The following is a 19,233-nucleotide window of genomic DNA, read 5'->3' as shown; positions in this document are numbered from 1 at the left end:
TTGCCGGTTGCGAGAAGCTCGTGCAATACGGTCGCGGGGGGCGAGCATGACCTGGATGCTTTGGCTGGCGGGCGCATCGACAGCCCTGCTGTTCGCGTATCTGGTCTTTGCGCTGCTGCGCGCGGAGGACATCGAATGAACGCGAACAACCTGTTGCAGATGCTGCTGTTCATCGTCGTGCTGCTGGCGGCGGCCGTACCGGTCGCGCGCTACCTGACGGCCGTGATGGACGGCAGCTCGCGCGTCGTGCGCGTGTTCGGGCCGCTCGAACGCGCGCTGTACCGCATCGCCGGCGTCGACGCCGGCAGCGAGATGAGCTGGAAGCAGTACGCGATCGCGACGATCGCATTCAACGCGCTCGGCGCATTGTTCCTCTACGGCCTGCTGCGCCTGCAGGGCTTCCTGCCCGGCAACCCGCAGCAGTTCGGCGCGATGACGGTCGACGGCGCGTTCAACACGGCCGTCAGCTTCGTCACCAACACGAACTGGCAGGACTACACGCCGGAGCAGACCGTCAGCTACCTGACGCAGATGCTCGGCCTGACCGTGCAGAACTTCCTGTCGGCGGCGACCGGCATCGTCGTCGTGATCGCGCTGGTCCGCGGCTTCGCGCGCCACACCGCGCAGACCATCGGCAACTTCTGGGTCGACCTCACGCGCGTGACGATGTACGTGCTCGTGCCGATGTCGATGATCGTCGCCGCGCTGCTGATGAGCCAGGGCGTGATCCAGAACATGAAGGCGTACCAGGACGTGCCGGTGCTGCAGGCGAGCACCTATGCGGCGCCGAAGCTCGACGCGCAGGGCAACCCGGTGAAGGACGACAAGGGCGCTCCGGTGACGGTGCCGACCCCGCTCACGAAGCAGACGCTCGCGATGGGCCCGGTCGCGTCGCAGGAAGCGATCAAGATGCTCGGCACCAACGGCGGCGGTTTCTTCAACGCGAACTCCGCGCACCCGTACGAGAATCCGACGCCGTTCGCGAACTTCATCCAGATCTTCGCGATCCTGATCATCCCGGCCGCGCTGTGCCTCGTGTTCGGCCGCGTGATCGGCGACCGCCGGCAGGGCATCGCCGTGCTCGCGGCGATGACGGTCGCGTTCGCGGTCGCGGTCGGCGTCGAGGTGAGCGCCGAGCAGGGCGGCAACCCGACGCTCGCCGCGCTGCACGTCGACCAGTCGGCGAGCGTGCTGCAGTCGGGCGGCAACATGGAAGGCAAGGAAACCCGCTTCGGGATCGCGCAGACCGGCATCTTCACGGTCGCGACGACGGCCGCGTCGTGCGGCGCGGTCGACACGATGCACGATTCGCTGACGCCAGTCGGCGGCCTCGTGCCGATGCTGCTGATGCAGCTCGGCGAGGTGGTCTACGGCGGGGTCGGCTCGGGCCTCTACGGGATGCTCGTGTTCGCGCTGCTCGCGGTGTTCGTCGCCGGCCTGATGATCGGCCGCACGCCGGAATACGTCGGCAAGAAGATCGAGTCGTACGAGATGAAGATGGTGTCGATCGTCGTGCTGCTCACGCCGCTGCTGGTGCTGGTCGGCACGTCGATCGCCGTGCTCGCCGATGCAGGCAAGGCCGGCATCGCGAACCCGGGCCCGCACGGCTTCTCGGAAATCCTGTACGCGTTCAGTTCGGCCGCGAACAACAACGGCAGCGCGTTCGCGGGCCTGACGGTCGGCACGCCGTTCTATAACTGGATGACCGCGATCGCGATGTGGTTCGGCCGCTTCGGCACGATCGTGCCGGTGCTGGCGATCGCCGGCTCGCTCGCCGCGAAGAAGCGCATCGCGGTGACGAGCGGCACGCTGCCGACACACGGTCCGCTGTTCGTCGTGCTGCTGCTCGGCACCGTGCTGCTGGTGGGCGCGCTGACCTACGTGCCGGCGCTTGCGCTCGGCCCTGGCGTCGAGCACCTGATGATGTGGCTGGGCGCGTGACGCGCGCCCGCATGGTCACACATTGAAAAGACTGAAGAGATTGAAGAGATCGCAATGACTCAACATTCCGCAACACGGTCCATGTTCGATCCGGCGCTGCTGCGCCCGGCGATCGTGGATTCGTTCAAGAAACTCACACCGCGCACGCAGTTCCGCAACCCGGTGATGTTCTGCGTATACGTCGGCAGCATCCTGACCACGATCCTGTGGATCGCGGCGCTTGCCGGCCAGGCCGAGGCGCCCGCGGGTTTCATCCTCGCGATCGCGCTGTGGCTGTGGTTCACGGTGCTGTTCGCGAACTTCGCCGAAGCGCTCGCCGAAGGGCGCTCGAAGGCGCAGGCCGCATCGCTGCGCAGCGCGAAGAAGGACGTGATGGCGAAGAAGCTCAACGAGCCGCATCCGAAGTCGCCGATCCGCGTCACGACCGCATCCGACCTGCGCCGCGGCGACATCGTGCTCGTCGAGACCGGCGACGTGATCCCGGCCGACGGCGAGGTCGTCGACGGCGTTGCGTCGGTCGACGAATCGGCGATCACCGGCGAATCCGCGCCGGTGATCCGCGAATCGGGCGGCGACTTCTCGTCGGTAACGGGCGGCACGCGCGTGCTGTCCGACTGGATCGTCGTGAAGGTCACGGCGAACCCCGGCGAGGCGTTCCTCGACCGGATGATCGCGATGGTCGAAGGCGCGAAGCGCAAGAAGACGCCGAACGAGATCGCGCTGACGATCCTGCTCGTCGCGCTGACGATCGTGATGCTGCTCGCGACCGCGACGCTGCTGCCGTTCTCGACGTTCGCGGTCGACGCGATGAAGGCCGGCCACGTGGTGACGATCACCGCGCTCGTCGCGCTGCTCGTGTGCCTGATCCCGACGACGATCGGCGGGCTGCTGTCCGCGATCGGCGTGGCAGGGATGAGCCGGATGATGCAGGCGAACGTGATCGCGACGTCGGGCCGCGCGGTGGAAGCGGCCGGCGACGTCGACGTGCTGCTGCTCGACAAGACCGGCACGATCACGCTCGGCAACCGCCAGGCGTCGATGTTCGTGCCCGCGCCGGGCGTGACCGAGGAAGCGCTGGCCGATGCCGCGCAACTGTCGTCGCTCGCCGACGAAACGCCGGAAGGCCGCAGCATCGTCGTGCTCGCGAAGGAGCGCTTCAACATTCGCCAGCGCGACATGGGGCAACTGCACGCGACGTTCCTCGGCTTCTCCGCGCAGACGCGGATGAGCGGCGTCGACCTGCCCGGCCGCGAGATCCGCAAGGGCGCGGCCGACGCGATCCGCCGCTACGTCGAGACGCACGGCAGCCGCTTCCCGGAAGAAGTGCGCCGCGCGGTCGACGACGTCGCGCGCCGCGGCAGCACGCCGCTCGTCGTGGCCGACCTGCATGAAGGGGCGGCGCGCGTGCTCGGCGTGATCGAGCTGAAGGATATTGTGAAGGGCGGCATCAAGGAGCGCTTCGCGGAACTGCGCAAGATGGGCATCAAGACCGTGATGGTGACGGGCGACAACCGGCTGACGGCCGCGGCGATCGCGGCGGAAGCGGGCGTCGACGATTTCCTCGCGGAAGCGACGCCGGAAACCAAGCTCGCGACGATCCGCGAGCATCAGGCGGCGGGGCGCCTCGTCGCGATGACGGGCGACGGCACCAACGACGCGCCGGCGCTCGCGCAGGCCGACGTGGCGGTCGCGATGAACACGGGCACGCAGGCCGCGAAGGAAGCGGGCAACATGGTCGACCTCGATTCGAACCCGACGAAGCTGATCGAGATCGTCGAGATCGGCAAGCAGATGCTGATGACGCGCGGCTCGCTGACGACGTTCTCGATCGCGAACGACATCGCGAAGTACTTCGCGATCATCCCGGCCGCGTTCGTGACCACGTACCCGCAACTCCGCGTGCTCGACATCATGCACTTGACGTCGCCGGCGTCCGCGATCCTGTCGGCGGTGATCTTCAACGCGCTGATCATCGTCGCGCTGATCCCGCTCGCGCTGAAGGGCGTCACGTACCGGCCGCTCGGCGCCGCATCGCTGCTGCGCCGCAACCTGCTGGTCTACGGCCTCGGCGGCCTGCTGCTGCCGTTCCCGTTCATCAAGCTGATCGACATGACGCTCGCCGCACTCGGCTGGGCCTGAGGTCCTGAAGGAAACATCATGAAAACGTTGATTCGTCCGCTCGTCGTGCTCTTTGTCGTGCTTGCCGCGGTGACGGGGCTCGCGTATCCGGCCGTGATGACCGTGTTCGGCCAGGCCGTGTTCCCGTCGCAGGCGAACGGCAGCCTGATCGAGAAGGACGGCAAGGCGGTCGGCTCCGCGCTGATCGGCCAGCCGTTCGATGCGCCGAAGTACTTCTGGGGCCGTCTGTCGGCCACGGCGCCGATGCCGTACAACGCGACCGGTTCCGGCGGCTCGAACCTCGGCCCGCTGAATCCGTCGCTCGCCGACCAGGTGAAGGGGCGCATCGCCGCGCTGCGCGATGCCGGCACCGACATGTCGAAGCCCGTGCCGGTCGACCTCGTGACGGCGTCGGCGAGCGGCCTCGATCCGGAGATCACGCCGGCCGCCGCCGCATACCAGGTCGAGCGGGTCGCGAAGGCGCGCAACCTGGCGCCCGACGCGGTCGCGCAGCTCGTTGCCGCGAACACGAAGGGCCGCCAGTTCGGCGTGCTCGGCGAGCCGCGCGTGAACGTGCTGAAGCTGAACCTCGCGCTCGACGCGGCGCAGGCCGCGCACTGATCGTGCATCCGGGCTTCAGGCCCGGCAACCGGTGCCCGGCACGGCTCGAGCCGCGCCGGACGCGCATTTTCCCGACGGCGCATGCGCCGTCTTTGCCTTTTGCGGCGATTTGGAACAACAATGCTCGTACTCGCGCGCATCCGGGCGCTCCGCTTTCCTGACGCATGAACCGTCCCGATCCAGACCAACTCCTCGACAAGCTGCAGCGAGACGAAGAAAAGCAGCGGCGCGGCCAGCTCAAGATCTTCTTCGGCGCATCGGCCGGCGTCGGCAAGACGTACGCGATGCTGCAGGCCGCGCGCCAGCGCCTGCAGGACGGCGTCGACGTCGTCGTCGGCATCGTCGAAACCCACGGCCGAGGCGAAACCGCCGCGCTGCTCGACGGCCTCGACGTGCTGCCGCTCGCGCGCATCGACTATCGCGGCCGCACGCTCGCCGAATTCGATCTCGACGGCGCGCTCGCGCGCCAGCCGCAACTGATCCTCGTCGACGAACTCGCGCATTCGAACGTGCAGGGCGCACGGCACCTGAAGCGCTGGCAGGACGTCTACGAACTGCTCGACGCGGGCATCGACGTCTATACGACCGTCAATGTCCAGCACCTCGAAAGCCTGAACGACGTGGTCGGCGCGATCACCGGCATCCGCGTGTGGGAGACGGTGCCCGACCGCGTGTTCGACGCAGCCGACGAAGTCACGCTCGTCGACCTGCCGGCCGAGGAACTGCTCGAGCGAATGCGCGACGGCAAGGTCTATCTCGCGCAGCAGGCCGAGCGCGCGGTGCGCAACTTCTTCCGCAAGGGCAACCTGATCGCGCTGCGCGAACTGGCGCTGCGGCGCACGGCCGATCGCGTCGATGCGCAGATGCGCGAATACCGCGCCGACCGTTCGATCCAGCGCATCTGGCAGGCGCGCGAGCGGCTGCTCGTGTGCGTCGGTCCGGGCGCCGAAGCGCCGACGCTCGTGCGCGCGGCCGCGCGGCTCGCCGCGAGCCTGAAGGCCGACTGGATCGCCGTGTATGTCGAGACGCCGCGCCTGCAGCGGCTGCCCGACGCGCAGCGGCAGCGCACGCTCGACGCGCTGAAGCTCGCGGCCGAACTCGGCGCGGAAACGGCCACGCTCGCCGGCGGCGACGCGGTCGCCGCGCTGATCGGCTATGCGAAGGTGCGCAACGTGTCGAAGATCGTCGCGGGCGGCTCGCCGAAGGTCGGGCTCATGCGCCGCTTCGCGCGGCCGTTCGGCGAGCAGCTCGCCGAACGCGCCGGCGACGTCGACCTGATGCTGATCCGCGCGTCCGCGAGCGACGAGGCGCGCGCGGCGCCGCTCGACCCGCGTGCGCGCGACTGGCGCGATGCGTTCGCGAAGTTCGGCACGCACCGTTCGCCGCCGCGGCACTACGTGTACGCGGCCGCGATCTGCGCGGCGATCACCGTCGTCGCAAACGTCGTGTCCGAGCGGCTCGACCTCACGAACCTCGTGATGCTGTACCTGCTCGGCGTCGTGTTCTCGGCCGTGCGGCTCGGGCGCGGCCCGGGCGTGCTGCAGTCGTTCTTGTCGGTGGCCGCATTCGATTTCTTCTTCGTGCCGCCGCGCATGTCGTTCTCGGTCAGCGACACGCAATACCTGCTGACCTTCTTCGGGATGCTGCTGACGTCGCTCGTGATCAGTCACCTGACGTCGACGCTGACGCGCGAGGCGAGCATCGCGCAGCGCCGCGAGCGCCGCACCGGCGCGATCTACGCGATGGCGCGCGAGCTGGGCGCGGCGCTGACGACCGAGCAGATCGTCGAGATCGGCAGCCGCCACGTGGGCGAGGTGTTCCGCGCGCGTGTCGCGTTCCTGCTGCCCGACAGCGCGGACAAGGTGCGCCAGAAGATCGAGGAGCCCGACGCGGCCGTCACGCTGACGGGCGCCGATCTCGACAGCGACGTCGGCCAGTGGGTGTACGACCAGCAGAAGCCGGCCGGCCGCGGCACCGACACGCTGCCCGCGACGGCCGCGCTGTACCTGCCGCTGAAGGCGCCGATGCGCACGCGCGGCGTGCTCGCGGTCGTGTCGCGCGAGCCGCGCGAGCTCGAGGTGCCCGAACAGCTGCGGATGCTCGACGCATTCGCCGCGCAGATCGCGCTCGCGCTCGAACGCGTGCACTACGTCGAGATCGCGCGCGACGCGCTCGTCAATATGGAATCCGAGCGGCTGCGCAACTCGCTGCTGTCGGCGATCTCGCACGACCTGCGCACGCCGCTCACGACGATCGTCGGCTTCTCGTCGATGCTCGCGAACGGGCGCGCGGCCGCGCAGGGCGGCGACGCCGCGGCGGCCGAACGCTTCGCGCAGCGCGAGGGAGAGCTCGTCGACGCGATCCACGACGAGGCGCTGCGGATGACGGGCATCGTCACGAACCTGCTCGACATGGCGCGGCTGCAGGCCGGCAGCCTGCAGCTCAAGCGCCAGTGGTCGCTGCTCGAGGAAACCGTCGGCGCCGCGCTCGCCGCGTGCAAGCGCGTGCTCGCGCGCCATCCCGCGCGCGTGTCGCTGCCGGCCGACCTGCCGCTGCTGCAGATGGACGCGGTGCTGATGGAACGCCTGTTCACCAACCTGTTCGAGAACGCGGCGAAGTACACGCCGCCCGACACGCCGCTCGACATCGGCGCGGAGCGCGTGACCGACGACGGGCTGCCCTACGGGAACCCGTTCGTGCGCGTGCACGTCGACGATTACGGGCCGGGCTTGCCGGCCGGCATGGAAACGCGGATCTTCGACAAGTTCACGCGCGGCGAGAAGGAATCGGCGACGCCGGGCATCGGGCTCGGCCTCGCGATCTGCCGTGCGATCGTCGAGGCGCACGGCGGTAGAATCGGCGCGCTCAACCGCACCGCGCCCGACGGCCGCGTGACGGGCGCGCGCTTCTGGTTCACGCTGCCGGTTGAGACGCCGCCGGCGGCGCCCGCCGTGCCCGACGACGAATCCGACGTGCCGGGCGCATCGTCCCCATCCGAGCCATTGCCAGATCATGAGTGAACCCAGCCTGACCGTTGTCCTGATCGAGGACGAAAAGCAGATCCGCCGCTTCGTGCGTGCCGCGCTCGAGGAGGAGGACATCGCCGTGTTCGAGGCCGAGACGGGCAAGCAGGGGCTGATCGACGCGGCGACGCGCAAGCCCGATCTCGTGATCGTCGACCTCGGCCTGCCCGATACCGATGGCCTCGACGTGATCCGTGAGCTGCGCGGCTGGTCCGAGGTGCCGGTGATCGTGCTGTCCGCGCGCACGCAGGAAGAGGAGAAGGTCGCGGCGCTCGACGCGGGCGCCGACGACTACCTGACCAAGCCGTTCGGCGTGTCCGAACTGCGCGCGCGGATTCGCGCGCAACTGCGTCGGCGCAACCAGGGCGGCGCGAACGAGACGCCGAAGGTGAGCTTCGGCACCGTGACCGTCGATCTCGCGCTGCGCCAGGTGTGGCGCGACGGCGAGATCGTGCATCTGACGCCGCTCGAATACCGGCTGCTTGCGACGCTCGTGCGGCACGCGGGGCGCGTGCTCACGCACCGCCAGTTGCTGCGCGACGTGTGGGGGCCGTCGCACGTCGAGAGCCATCACTACCTGCGCATCTACATGGCGCACCTGCGCCAGAAGCTCGAGCGCGACCCGGCACAGCCCGAGTACATCGTCACCGAGACGGGCGTCGGCTACCGGCTGGTCGGCGCCGCGTGACGGGCATCGCGCGGCGGCGGCAGCCCGGGCCGGCGTGACGCCGCGCGGGCAGGGTTGCGCCGGCGCGACAGTCGTGCGGCCGGCGCCGGCCTTGCACACCGGCCGCGGATTCCCCGTTATGCTGACCGTTCCGCGAACAAAAACGAGGAGCGTGCAATGTCCGTCCGTCTGGCCGTCATCTGTGCGCTGGCGCTGACTGCGCCCGGCGCGTTCGCCCAACCGCTGCCGCCGGGGCAACAGCCGCCCGCGCAGGCAGCGCTCGCCAATCCCGCGTCGGTCAACTGCGAGAAGCTCGGCGGTCGCCACGTGATCCGCAGCCTGCCGAGCGGACAGGTCGGGATGTGCATGTTCAAGGATGGCCGCGTGTGCGAGGAGTGGGCGCTGTACCGCGACGACCGCTGCGTCGGCGGCGTCGCGCCGAAGCGTGTGTCGAATTGATGCCGAACTGACCGGGTCCGGCCGATCCTGCCCCGGATCGGCCGCCGGCCGTGCGCCGCGTCCGGCGTGTCCGTAAGCCTCTTGTTATACTCGGCGCCGCCCGGGGACGACCCCGGGTCATTCGCTTCAACGGGGACGGCCCCATCCGATCCGGAGTACGTCGCGATGGCGTGGGTATTGTTGTTGATTGCCGGTTTGCTGGAAGTGGCCTGGGCGGCCGGCATGAAATCGTCGGACGGCTTCACGAAGCTCGGCCCGTCAGTGTTTACGATCGTGACGGCGCTGGCCAGCTTCGGGCTGCTCGCGGTCGCGATGCGCCAGTTGCCGCTCGGCACCGCGTACGCGGTGTGGACGGGCATCGGCGCGGTCGGCGCGTTCGTGTTCGGCATCGTGATGATGGGCGAGGCGCTGACCGTCGCGCGCGTCGCGAGCGCTGCGCTGATCGTCGCCGGGCTGATCGGCCTCAAGCTGTCGTCGGCCGCCTGACGACGGAGTCCCGGACGCGCTGCGCCCGGGCACTGCACTGCGGAATTGCGCCGGCTGCCCGGTTAGCCTGTCTATAATGGAACGCATTCGGGCCTGAATGTCGTTGTGCCGTTCGCGGCCTGCGGCGCCGGTCGCCACGCGCCGCGCGGCCGGTCTGACCGACCCGATCCGATCGATCGGCAAAGCGCACGGAAAGTGCAAGGAGAGGGCCATGATCGAAGCCATTTCGCTCGGCGCGGGGCTCGCGTGGGCGAGCGGGCTGCGCCTGTACCTGACGGTGCTGATCGCCGGCGTGCTGGCGCGGGTCGGCTGGCTCCACCTGCCCGACACGCTGGCCGTCCTGATGTCGCCGTGGGTCATCGGCGCCGCCGCCGTGCTCACCGTCACCGAATTCCTTGCCGACAAGATCCCCGCGTTCGACTCGCTGTGGGATGCCGTGCATACCTTCATCCGCATCCCGGCCGGCGCCGTGCTCGCAGCCGGCGCGCTCGGCCATGCCGATCCGACCGTGCTCGCGGTCGCGGGCCTTGCAGGCGGTTCGCTCGCCGGCGCCGCGCACGTGGCGAAGGCCGGTACGCGCGCGCTGATCAACCTGTCTCCCGAACCGATTTCGAACTGGGTTGCGTCGTCGACCGAGGACGGCCTCGTGGTCGGCGGGCTCGCGCTCGCATTCTTCGTCCCGCTCGCGTTCCTCGTGCTGCTCGCGGCCTTCGTCGCCGCTTCGGCCTGGGCGCTGCCGCGCCTGTGGCGCGGCGTGTCGGGCGGTTTTCGCGGGATGGCGAACCACATGGTGTCGCGGCTCAACTCGATCGGGGGTAAGCGCGATTGAAGGGGCTGCAACACGCGGCGCAGCCGCCGGCCGGGCAACCCGGCCATGACATGCCCGCGCATGCCGGCCGCTTCGGCCTGCGCGACCTGATCCGCCAGGCCGCACGGATGACCGCGCGCGACTGGCGCGCGGGCGAGTTGACGCTGCTCGTACTCGCACTGGTGCTCGCGGTCGCGGCACTGACGAGCGTCGGCTTTCTCGCCGACCGGCTGCGCCAGGGGCTCGAGCGCGACGCGCGCCAGATGCTCGGCGCGGATTTCGTCGTGCGCGCCGACCGTCCCGTCGATCCGTCGTTCGACCGTCAGGCCCGCGCGCTCGGCCTGCGTACCGCGACGACCGCGATTTTCCCGAGCATGATCGCGTCCGCCGCGGGCGGGCAGACGGCCGACGCAGCGCCCGCGCGCCTCGCGGCCGTGAAGGCCGTGTCGCCCGGATATCCGCTGCGCGGTGCGGTCGAGATCCTGCCGGCCGGCGCCGCCGCCGCGCACAAGGCGACAGCGATTCCCGCACCCGGCACCGTGTGGGCCGACCCCGCGCTGCTCGACGCGCTGCACCTGAAGGCGGGCGATACGGTGCGTGTCGGGCTGCGCACGTTCACGGTCGCAGCGTCGATCTCCCGCGAACTCGATCGCGGCTTTTCGTTCGTCAATTTTTCGCCGCGGCTGATGATGCGCGCGGACGAACTCGCCGCGACGGGGCTCACGGGTTACGGCAGCCGCGTCACGTACCGGCTGCTGGTCGCCGGCGATGCGCAGGCCGTCGCGCGCTTCGAAACCTATGCGCACGAGCGCGTCGATGGCGGGAAGCTGCGCGGCGTCGGTCTCGAGTCGTTGCAGGAAGGCCAGCCGCAGGTGCGGCAGACGCTGGATCGCGCGCGCCATTTCCTGACGCTCGTCGCGCTGCTGACCGCGCTGCTCGCGGCGGTCGCGATCGCGATGGCCGCGCAGCGCTACATGCGGCGCCATCTCGACGGCTGCGCGACGATGCGCTGCCTCGGCGTGAGCCGCCGCACGCTCGGCGCACTGTTCGCGCTCGAATTCGTCGGTATCGGGATCGTGTCGGGCGCCGCGGGCGCGGTGCTCGGCTACGGCGGCCACTGGGCGTTGCTGGCCGCGCTCGGCGGCCTGATCGAAGTCGTGCTGCCGCCGCCCACGCTGTGGCCGGCGCTCATCGGCGTGGGGGCCGCGCTCGTGCTGCTGCTCGGCTTCGCGCTGCCACCGCTCGTGCCGCTCACGCGCGTGCCGCCGGTGCGCGTGCTGCGCCGCGAATGGGGCGATGCGTCGCGCACCGCGTGGGCCGCGTATGCGGTCGGCGTCGTGCTGTTCGCAGGGCTGCTGATCGCGGCCGCCGGCGACCTGAAGCTCGGCCTGATCGTCGCGGGCGGCTTCGCCGGCGCGCTGGTCGGTTTCGCGCTGATCGCGCGGCTCGTGCTGTTCGCCGCCGCGCGCGCGGTGCGCAACGCGCGCGTGGCCGCGGGCGTCGGCTGGCGCTATGCGCTCGCGTCGCTGCACCGGCGCGGCACGGCCAGCGCGCTGCAGATCACCGCGCTCGCGCTCGGCCTGATGTGCCTGCTGCTGATCGCGATCACGCGCAACGACCTCGTCGCGGGCTGGCGGCAATCGACGCCGCCCGATGCGCCGAACCAGTTCCTGATCGACATCCAGCCCGACCAGCGCGACGACGTCGCGGCCTATCTGGCCGCGCACGGCGTGCGCGACGCGGTGCCCGCGCCGATGGTGCGCGGCCGCCTCGTCGCGATCAACGGCAAGCCGGTGAATCCGGACGCGTACCCGTCCGACGAGGCGCGCCGGCTCGTCGACCGCGAGTTCAACCTGTCGTATACGACCGAGCTGCCGTCCGACAACCGGATCGTCGCAGGCGACTGGTTCGGCACCGCGGCCGCGCCGCAGATCTCGATCGAGGCCGGCCTCGCGAAGATGCTGAACGTGAAGCCGGGCGACACGCTGCGCTTCGACGTGACGGGGCTGACGGTCGACGCGCCGATCACGAGCGTGCGCAAGCTCGACTGGGGCACGTTTCGCGTCAACTTCTTCGTGCTGATGCCGCCGCAGGTGCTGAAGGATTTCCCGGCCGTCTACCTCACGAGCTTCCATCTGCCTGCATCCGACGCCGCGTTGCTCGATCCGCTGATTGCGCGCTACCCGAACCTGACCGCGATCGACGTCGCGCCGATCCTCGCGCAACTGCAGCGGATGATGCTGCAGGTGGTCGGCGCGGTGCAGTTCCTGTTCGCGTTCACGCTGGCGGCCGGCGTGCTCGTGCTGTACACGGCGCTCGCCGGCTCGCGCGACGAGCGGGTGCGCGAGGCCGCGCTGCTGCGCGCGCTCGGCGCGTCGCGCGCGCAGGTCAATGCGGTGCAGCGCGCGGAATTCGTCGTGGTCGGCGCGCTGTCCGGCGCGCTGGCGTCGGCGGGCGCGATCGCGGTCGGCTGGGTGCTCGCGTCGCGCGTGTTCGATTTCCGGCTCGCCGTCGATCCGTGGCTCGTGCCGGCCGGCATCGCGGCCGGCGTCGCGTGCGCCGGTGCGGCCGGCTGGCTGAGCCTGCATAATGTGTTGCGGCGCCCCGCGCTGCAGTCGCTGCGCGACGCATGAGTGTCGCCGGCGGCCCCGAAGATCCCGTTTTCCGACTATCCGTATGACCGATGTGAATGACGATGCGCCGTCGCAGCCGACGGCGTTCGAGCTCGTGGGCGGCGAAGCCCGCGTGCGCGAAATGGTGGACCGCTTCTACGACCTGATGGACCTCGAGCCCGAGTTCGCGCAGATTCGCGCGCTGCACCCGGCATCGCTCGACGGTTCGCGCGACAAGCTGTTCTGGTTCCTGTGCGGCTGGCTCGGCGGCCCCGACCACTACATCGACCGGTTCGGCCATCCGCGGCTGCGCGCGCGGCACCTGCCGTTCCCGATCGCATCGGTCGAGCGCGACCAGTGGCTGCGCTGCATGGCGTGGGCGATGGAGGATGTCGGGCTGCCCGAGCCGCTGCGCGAGCGGCTCATGCATTCGTTCTACGACACGGCCGACTGGATGCGCAACCGGCCCGGTTGATCGACCGGTACGCCGCTGCCCGCGCGCGGGACGATCTGCGTCTGGGCGCGCGCGCCGCGCGGCGCGACACTGGCCGTTTCCCGCAATCGATACGAGGCTCGCCCGATGACGACACAAGCGCTGTTTCGCGAAGACGCGTACCTCACACGGTGCGACGCGATCGTTCAGGCCGTCGGCGACGACGGCATCCGGCTCGACCGCACCGTGTTTTATCCGCTCGGCGGCGGCCAGGCCGGCGACACCGGCACGCTGACCCTGCCCGACGGCAGCACGATCGGGATCGCTGATACCCGCAAGGCAAGGTTCGACGGCGCGACGCCCGACGACGCCTTGCACGTGCCTGCACCGGGGCAGGAGGCGCGCGTCGCGACGCTCGTGCCCGGCACACGCGTGGTCGCGGAGATCGACTGGCTGCGCCGCTACCGGCACATGCGCCTGCATACGGCCGCGCACCTGATGTGCGCGGTGCTGCCGTACGCGGTCGACGGCTGCAGCGTGACGGCCGACTATGTGCGGCTCGATTTCGCGACGTCCGAAGCGATCGACCGCGACGACGTCGAGCGGCGCCTCGCCGGCCTGGTCGCCGGCGCGCATCCGGTCACGACCGAATGGATTACCGACGACGAGATGGCCGAGCGGCCCGAACTCGTGCGCACGATGAGCGTGAAGCCGCCGATGGGCCTCGGCCGCGTGCGGCTGCTGCGCATCGAGCAGGTCGACCTGCAGCCGTGCGGCGGCACGCACGTGCGCAACACGTCGGAAATCGGCGACCTGCGCGTCGCGAAACTTGAAAAGAAGAGCGCGCGAACGCGGCGCCTCGTACTGGAGTTTGCATGACGATCGACACCGGGGCGGCGGGCGCGGCGGCGCTGGATCCGCAAGCGCGCGAGATTCTGGATTTCTGGTTCGGCGAACCGGGCTCGGCCGAATTCGGGCAGGAACGCAAGATCTGGTTCAACGGCGGCGCGGCGTTCGACGACGTGCTGCGCACGCGCTACGGCGCGCTGCTCGACGCCGCGTGCGACGGCGCATGCGATCACTGGGCCGGTTCGCCGGAGGGTGCGCTTGCGTTGATCGTCGTGCTCGACCAGTTCTCGCGCAACATCCATCGCGGCACGCCGCGCGCGTTTGCCGCCGATCCGAAGGCGCTCGCGCTCGCACGCCGCGTCGTCGCGGCCGGCTGGGATGCGCAACTGCCGAGCGGCCATCACCGCGCGTTCGCGTATCTGCCGTTCGAGCACGACGAGTCGATCGAGAGCCAGCGCGAGGCCGTGCGCCTGTGCGCGGGCATTCGCGGCGAGGCAGGGTGCGAGAGTTATCACTGCTTCGCGTTGCGGCATGCGGCCGTGGTCGAGCGCTTCGGCCGCTTTCCGCACAGGAACGCGATTCTCGGCCGTGAGTCGACCGATGTGGAGACGGCGTTTCTTCGCGAACCCGGTTCGTCGTTCTGATGGTCCGGGCGGTCGCGTGAGTGACGAGGAGGGGGCAAGCCCGCAGATTCGCGCGGTTGCGTTGGCGATCGGCGAAACTGGCCGGCGGTGCGGCGTATCGCATGGAGGAGCCTGCGCGCTGCTCGGGCGGCCGGTCTCAACCTTTTTGCCGGAGATGAAGTCGGGCAAGACGGCGCGTCGCGCCGTCCTGCGTCACTGCAGGTGCTGTTCGGGCGTGCGCACGTAGACGCGCAGCAGTTCTTCGTTGTCGCCCGGGCGCGCGCCCGTCCAGAACAGTTTCCATTCGCTGCCTGGCGCCGGATCGACGGCCCGCACGCCCTGGACGATCATCCACGTGCAGCGCGTCGTCTTCGCGTCGTCGATCGGCGTGTGCTGGATGCCGGAGAAGTAGTACAGCATCGGCGCTTCCGATTCGCCGAGCCCGTGCAGGCTCGCCATGCAGTCGCCGTCGTTCCATTCGAGCGCGAGATGCGCGTTCAGGTCGTCGAACACCGAGCGGTAGCTCTTCGCGACGTCGAGCCACGGCAGCAGCAGCGTATAGATGAGCCCCCACGCGACGACTGCGCCGGCGCCCCACGACAGCGCGCCGCGCCAGAGGCCCGTCGTGCGCAGCTTCGGCAGCAGCGTCAGCCAGCCGACCGTCAGCGCGAGCGCACCGACCACAAGCGCGGGCTCGATCGGCATCGTCCAGTCGAGCGGCAGCCAGCGGCCGAGCAGCGCGAGATCTGCGCGCGACGCGGCCGGATCGGCCATTACTGCCCAGATGCCCCAGGCGAGTGCGGCGGCCGTACCGAACAGCACGCGGCTGAAGTAATCCCACGCGAGATGCAGCGTGCGCGGAATGCGTTCGATCGCCTGCGCGGCGACCAGCGCGAGCGGCGCGAAGAACGGCAGGATGTAGAGCTGGCGCGACGTTGCGGACACCTGCAGCACCACGAGCCCGACGCCGGCGAACAGCACGGGCAGCGCGATGCGCGGCGTGCGCCAGTCGCGCCACGCACCGCGCGCGAGCGCGACGATCGCGAGCGGCGCGACCGGGAAGCCGACGAGCAGGAACGCACGCAGGATGAAGAAGGGCTTGTCGTTTTCCGCGCCGAGTTCGGGGACGGAGAAGCCGAAGAAGCGGCCGACGTTGTTGTCCCAGAACCACGTCATGAACAGCGTCTCGGAACGCAGGAACAGCGCGGTCGGCCAGATCAGCGCGAACGGCGCGAACACGAGCGCGGCGACGCCGAGTGCGCGCGCGAACGAGCGGGTGCGGCAGGCCGGGTACAGCACCAGCGCGCCGACGAGCGTGGCCGCGAACACGAGCGGCACGAACAGCCCCTTCGCCATCAGCGCGATGCCGACGCCCGCGCCGAAGATCGGCGCGGCCCAGCGGCCCGACGGCCGGACCGGCAGCCCGTGCCGCATCTGCTGCGCGTGCGCGACGTGCCGCATCACGAGTTCGAGCAGCCCGCAGAAGCCCATTGCCGTGCCGGCGAACAGCGCGACGTCCGTCATCATGTCGTGCATGTGCTTGATGACGACGAGCGTGCCCGCGCTCAGCACGACGGGACCGATCACACGCAGGTCGAACCAGTTGTCCGCGCGGTTGGCGATGCGCGCCGCGCGCGCGATGAAGCCGAACGCGAGTACGGCGAACAGCGCGCTCGCGAGCCGTGCCGCGTCGTGCAGCGGCATCACGCGCTGCAGCAGCCACGCGAGGCTGGTCGCGACCCACGCGTAAAGCGGCGGTTTTTCCATGAACGGCAGGCCGGCATTGGTCGGCACGACGAAATCGCCGGTCTCGAGCATGTGCTGGATGATGCCGAACGTGTAGGTTTCGTCCTGTTTCCACGGATCGTGGCCGAGCACGCCGGGCAGCACATACGCGCAGACCAGCGCAGCGGCGAGCAGCCACGCGCGCCAGCCGAGCAGGAGCGAGCGGTCGCGCGCGGTGCTGGTCGCTGCGGTCACGGCCATGACGGGCGTGCCGGCGGCTTCAAGCGTCGCGGTAAGGTCGGCGTCGGCGGTTGAACGGGTGTGCGGGGCCGGAGCGGGCACCGACGTGCGTCGCCGGCCGGGCGCTGCGGTTCCAGGCATGGAAAAGATCTCGGGTCGAGTCGAGCCGGTTCGGCGACATGGGCCGGACCGATAAGGGCCACATCATGGTGGCAAGAAAACAGGCGTTTACGGCGCCTGTCTGGCTGGCCGCTAGTAAATCACGGAACTGTTACGAATGTTTACTGAAACCGTCACGAAATTGTGGAGATTTGTGGCGCCGTGACGACTGGTCGCTTCGGGTGACGGTTTTGATGTGCCGCGCGTGCGGTTACCGGCCGCCGCCGACGTCGAGCAGGGCGCCCGTCGTGTAGGACGCCGCGTCGCCGAGCAGCCAGACGATCGCTTCGGCGATTTCGTGCGCTTCGCCCGCGCGGCCGAGCGGCGTCTGCGCGCCGAGGCGGGCAGCACGGCCCGGCTGGCCGCCGCTCGCGTGGATTTCGGTCTCGATCAGGCCGGGGCGCACCGCGTTGACGCGCACGCCGTGCGGGCCGAGTTCCTTTGCAAGACCGATCGTCAGCGAATCGACCGCGCCTTTCGAGCCCGCGTAGTCGACGTATTCGTTCGGCGAGCCGAGCCGCGAGGCGATCGACGAGACGTTGACGATCGCGCCGCCCTGGCCGCCGCGGTCGGTGGACAGCCGGCGCGCGGCTTCGCGCGCGCACAGGTACGCGCCGAGCACGTTGGTGTCGAACATCCGCCGCAGCCGGTCGGCCGGCATGTCGGCGAGCGGCATCGACGGCGCAACGATGCCCGCGTTGTTGACGAGCGCGTCGAGGCGTCCGAACGCGGCCGCGACGGTGTCGAACATCGTGACGACGTCGGCTTCGTTCGCGACGTCGCCCGCGACGACGCACGCACGGCCGCCCGCATCGCGGACGGCCTGCGCGGTGCGTTCGGCTGCCGCCGCGTCGCGCGCGTAGTTGATGCCGACGTCCCAGCCGCGTTCGGCCGCGAGCACGGCGGTCGCGCGGCCGATGCCGCGGCTCGCGCCGGTGACGAGGACGGCCTTGCGGCCGGACGGTGCGGTCATCGCGTGCGGCTCCCGGGGATGGTTACTTCGCTGCGTCGGGCGCCCACTTGTCGCGGGCGGGCGGTTGATAGCGGCGCAGCCGCTCGATCAGTTCGACCGGTTCCGAATCGACGCACAGCGCGTCGAAATAGGCCGGGCGCATGAAACCCTCGTCGACCGTATGACGCAGCAGCGCGATCAGCGGATCGTAGAACGAATCGATGTTGTAGAGCGCGACGGGCTTGCGGTGATAGCCGAGCTGCGCCCACGTGTAGACCTCGAAGAGCTCCTCGAGCGTGCCGGCGCCGCCGGGCATCGCGACGAACGCGTCCGAGAGATCGGCCATCATTTTCTTGCGGTGGTGCATGTCGGGCACGACGTGCAGTTCCGACAGCCCCGTATGGCCGACTTCCTTGTCGACGAGCAGTTCGGGGATCACGCCGACCGCGCGGCCGCCGGCCGCCATCACTTCGTCGGCGATCACGCCCATCAGGCCGACACGGCCGCCGCCGTACACGAGCGTCAGGCCCGCACCGACGAGCGCGCGGCCGAATGCGCGCGCGGCGTCGGCATAGACGGGCCGCACGCCGGACGACGAGCCGCAGTAAACGCAGACTGCCTTCATTGCTTGGAATCCTTGGCGGGGGCCTGCCCAACGGCGACCGGCCCGCCGGCGGGGCGCGGCGACCCGTCGCGCGGCGGCAGGTAGTCGGTGAACTGGCGCTTCGGCAGCTTGCCGGAGACCAGGTCGTCGAACAACTGGCGCGAACGGCCGCGCAGGTACGGCGCCATCACGGAGATCACGTGCATGCTGACCTGGTGCAGTTCCTCGCGAATCGCGTCCTGGTCGTTGTACTTGCGCGGATGCATCACGTACTGATACGACAGCCAGTACGTCGAAATGACGGCCATGTTGGTGGCGATGACTTCGATCTCGGCGGGCGTCGCGACCATCTCGGCGTCGGACACGAGCAGCTCGCACATCTCGCGCGCGAAGCGCACCTTGTGGCTGATGATCTGCTTGAAGTGCGTCTCGAGCGTGCGGTTGCGGGCGAGCAGGTCGTTGAGGTCGCGATACAGGAACCGGTAGGTCCACATGAAATCGGCCATGTACTGCAGGTACGACCAGGTTTCGTCGATCGTCGGACGATGATCTTCGGGAAAGCGCAGCCGCCGTTCGATCTGCTGCTCGAACTGCGCGAAGATGCTGTTGATGATGTCGTCCTTGTTGCGGAAATGGTAGTACAGGTTGCCTGGACTGATTTCCATTTCCTCGGCGATCGTCGTGGTCGTGACGTTCGGCTCGCCGATCTCGTTGAAGAGTTTCAACGACAACTCGAGAATCCGTTCGCGGGTGCGGCGGGGAGGTTTCGCTTCCATGTCGTCCGGCCCTGTGTGTGCCGGACTGGCGGGCGCTGCAATCGATGCTGCGGGATTCGTCCGGCGCGGGTTGCTGTTCTATGTCTGGCGGACGATTATAAACCGGGGTTTCGCCACATCGGGCGCATTTCGTGATC

The 19,233-nt window shown here is 69.6% G+C and carries 17 protein-coding genes; 13 read left to right on the top strand and 4 right to left on the bottom strand.

The window, feature by feature from the left end; all coding sequences use genetic code 11:
* The first annotated feature begins 46 nt into the window (after positions 1–46).
* The 13 genes from kdpF (at position 47) to BT264_RS21975 (ending at position 14,661) form a co-directional block, all read left to right on the top strand.
* Complete coding sequence (gene kdpF, locus BT264_RS22035) at positions 47–139, top strand: K(+)-transporting ATPase subunit F (RefSeq protein WP_006752209.1); 93 nt, start codon at positions 47–49, stop codon at positions 137–139.
* Complete coding sequence (gene kdpA / locus BT264_RS22030; RefSeq protein ID WP_072440750.1) at positions 136–1,941, top strand: potassium-transporting ATPase subunit KdpA; 1,806 nt, start codon at positions 136–138, stop codon at positions 1,939–1,941. The genes kdpF and kdpA overlap by 4 nt, the downstream gene beginning before the upstream one ends.
* Before the next feature lie 54 nt (positions 1,942–1,995).
* Positions 1,996–4,080: a potassium-transporting ATPase subunit KdpB gene (gene kdpB / locus BT264_RS22025; protein WP_072440748.1), complete on the top strand. Its 2,085-nt coding sequence runs from the start codon at positions 1,996–1,998 to the stop codon at positions 4,078–4,080.
* Positions 4,081–4,098: 18 nt separating this feature from the next.
* Complete coding sequence (kdpC, locus tag BT264_RS22020; protein ID WP_072440746.1) at positions 4,099–4,680, top strand: potassium-transporting ATPase subunit KdpC; 582 nt, start codon at positions 4,099–4,101, stop codon at positions 4,678–4,680.
* 164 nt (positions 4,681–4,844) lie between these two features.
* On the top strand, positions 4,845–7,700 hold the full coding sequence (locus BT264_RS22015) for a DUF4118 domain-containing protein (RefSeq protein ID WP_072440743.1): 2,856 nt from the start codon (positions 4,845–4,847) through the stop codon (positions 7,698–7,700).
* On the top strand, positions 7,693–8,391 hold the full coding sequence (kdpE, locus tag BT264_RS22010) for a two-component system response regulator KdpE (protein WP_072440742.1): 699 nt from the start codon (positions 7,693–7,695) through the stop codon (positions 8,389–8,391). Before BT264_RS22015 ends, kdpE begins: the two co-directional genes overlap by 8 nt.
* A gap of 156 nt (positions 8,392–8,547) precedes the next feature.
* Positions 8,548–8,829, top strand: a complete 282-nt coding sequence (locus BT264_RS22005) for a DUF333 domain-containing protein (protein WP_072440740.1) — start codon at positions 8,548–8,550, stop codon at positions 8,827–8,829.
* 165 nt (positions 8,830–8,994) lie between these two features.
* Positions 8,995–9,315 carry a quaternary ammonium compound efflux SMR transporter SugE gene (gene sugE / locus BT264_RS22000; RefSeq protein ID WP_034184858.1) on the top strand — a complete coding sequence of 107 codons (321 nt, stop codon included), beginning with the start codon at positions 8,995–8,997 and terminating at the stop codon, positions 9,313–9,315.
* 211 nt (positions 9,316–9,526) lie between these two features.
* Positions 9,527–10,144, top strand: a complete 618-nt coding sequence (locus BT264_RS21995) for a DUF4126 domain-containing protein (protein WP_072440937.1) — start codon at positions 9,527–9,529, stop codon at positions 10,142–10,144.
* A 50-nt stretch (positions 10,145–10,194) separates the two neighbouring features.
* Positions 10,195–12,756 (top strand): ABC transporter permease, encoded by a 2,562-nt coding sequence (locus BT264_RS21990; protein ID WP_072440939.1) that lies wholly within the window; start codon positions 10,195–10,197, stop codon positions 12,754–12,756.
* 43 nt (positions 12,757–12,799) lie between these two features.
* A complete protein-coding gene (locus BT264_RS21985) occupies positions 12,800–13,210 on the top strand; it encodes a group II truncated hemoglobin (protein WP_017331548.1) in 411 nt (136 codons plus the stop codon).
* A gap of 105 nt (positions 13,211–13,315) precedes the next feature.
* The gene (locus BT264_RS21980; RefSeq protein WP_072440738.1) at positions 13,316–14,047 is read left to right on the top strand and encodes an alanyl-tRNA editing protein; all 732 of its coding nucleotides are present in this window, start codon (positions 13,316–13,318) and stop codon (positions 14,045–14,047) included.
* Positions 14,044–14,661, top strand: a complete 618-nt coding sequence (locus BT264_RS21975) for a DUF924 family protein (RefSeq protein ID WP_072440736.1) — start codon at positions 14,044–14,046, stop codon at positions 14,659–14,661. The genes BT264_RS21980 and BT264_RS21975 overlap by 4 nt, the downstream gene beginning before the upstream one ends.
* Positions 14,662–14,853: 192 nt before the next feature.
* Here the strand turns inward: BT264_RS21975 and BT264_RS21970 are convergent, their stop codons facing one another.
* The 4 genes from BT264_RS21970 to BT264_RS21955 all read right to left on the bottom strand — a co-directional run bounded on the left by BT264_RS21970 (position 14,854) and on the right by BT264_RS21955 (position 19,096).
* Positions 14,854–16,746: an ArnT family glycosyltransferase gene (locus BT264_RS21970; RefSeq protein ID WP_072440734.1), complete on the bottom strand. Its 1,893-nt coding sequence runs from the start codon at positions 16,744–16,746 to the stop codon at positions 14,854–14,856.
* A 229-nt stretch (positions 16,747–16,975) separates the two neighbouring features.
* Positions 16,976–17,737, bottom strand: a complete 762-nt coding sequence (locus tag BT264_RS21965; RefSeq protein WP_072440732.1) for an SDR family oxidoreductase — start codon at positions 17,735–17,737, stop codon at positions 16,976–16,978.
* Between the two features lie 22 nt (positions 17,738–17,759).
* The gene (locus tag BT264_RS21960; RefSeq protein WP_034184865.1) at positions 17,760–18,341 is read right to left on the bottom strand and encodes an LOG family protein; all 582 of its coding nucleotides are present in this window, start codon (positions 18,339–18,341) and stop codon (positions 17,760–17,762) included.
* Positions 18,338–19,096, bottom strand: a complete 759-nt coding sequence (locus BT264_RS21955) for a TetR/AcrR family transcriptional regulator (protein WP_072440730.1) — start codon at positions 19,094–19,096, stop codon at positions 18,338–18,340. Before BT264_RS21955 ends, BT264_RS21960 begins: the two co-directional genes overlap by 4 nt.
* Between the last annotated feature and the right edge of the window lie 137 nt (positions 19,097–19,233).

Origin of the sequence: Burkholderia sp. NFPP32, from assembly GCF_900119325.1 — a bacterium.
GTDB classification, from domain to species: Bacteria; Pseudomonadota; Gammaproteobacteria; order Burkholderiales; family Burkholderiaceae; genus Burkholderia; species Burkholderia pyrrocinia_C.
The sequence above is the reverse complement of the archived record's forward strand: the minus strand, read 5'-3'. Positions and strand labels throughout refer to the sequence as shown.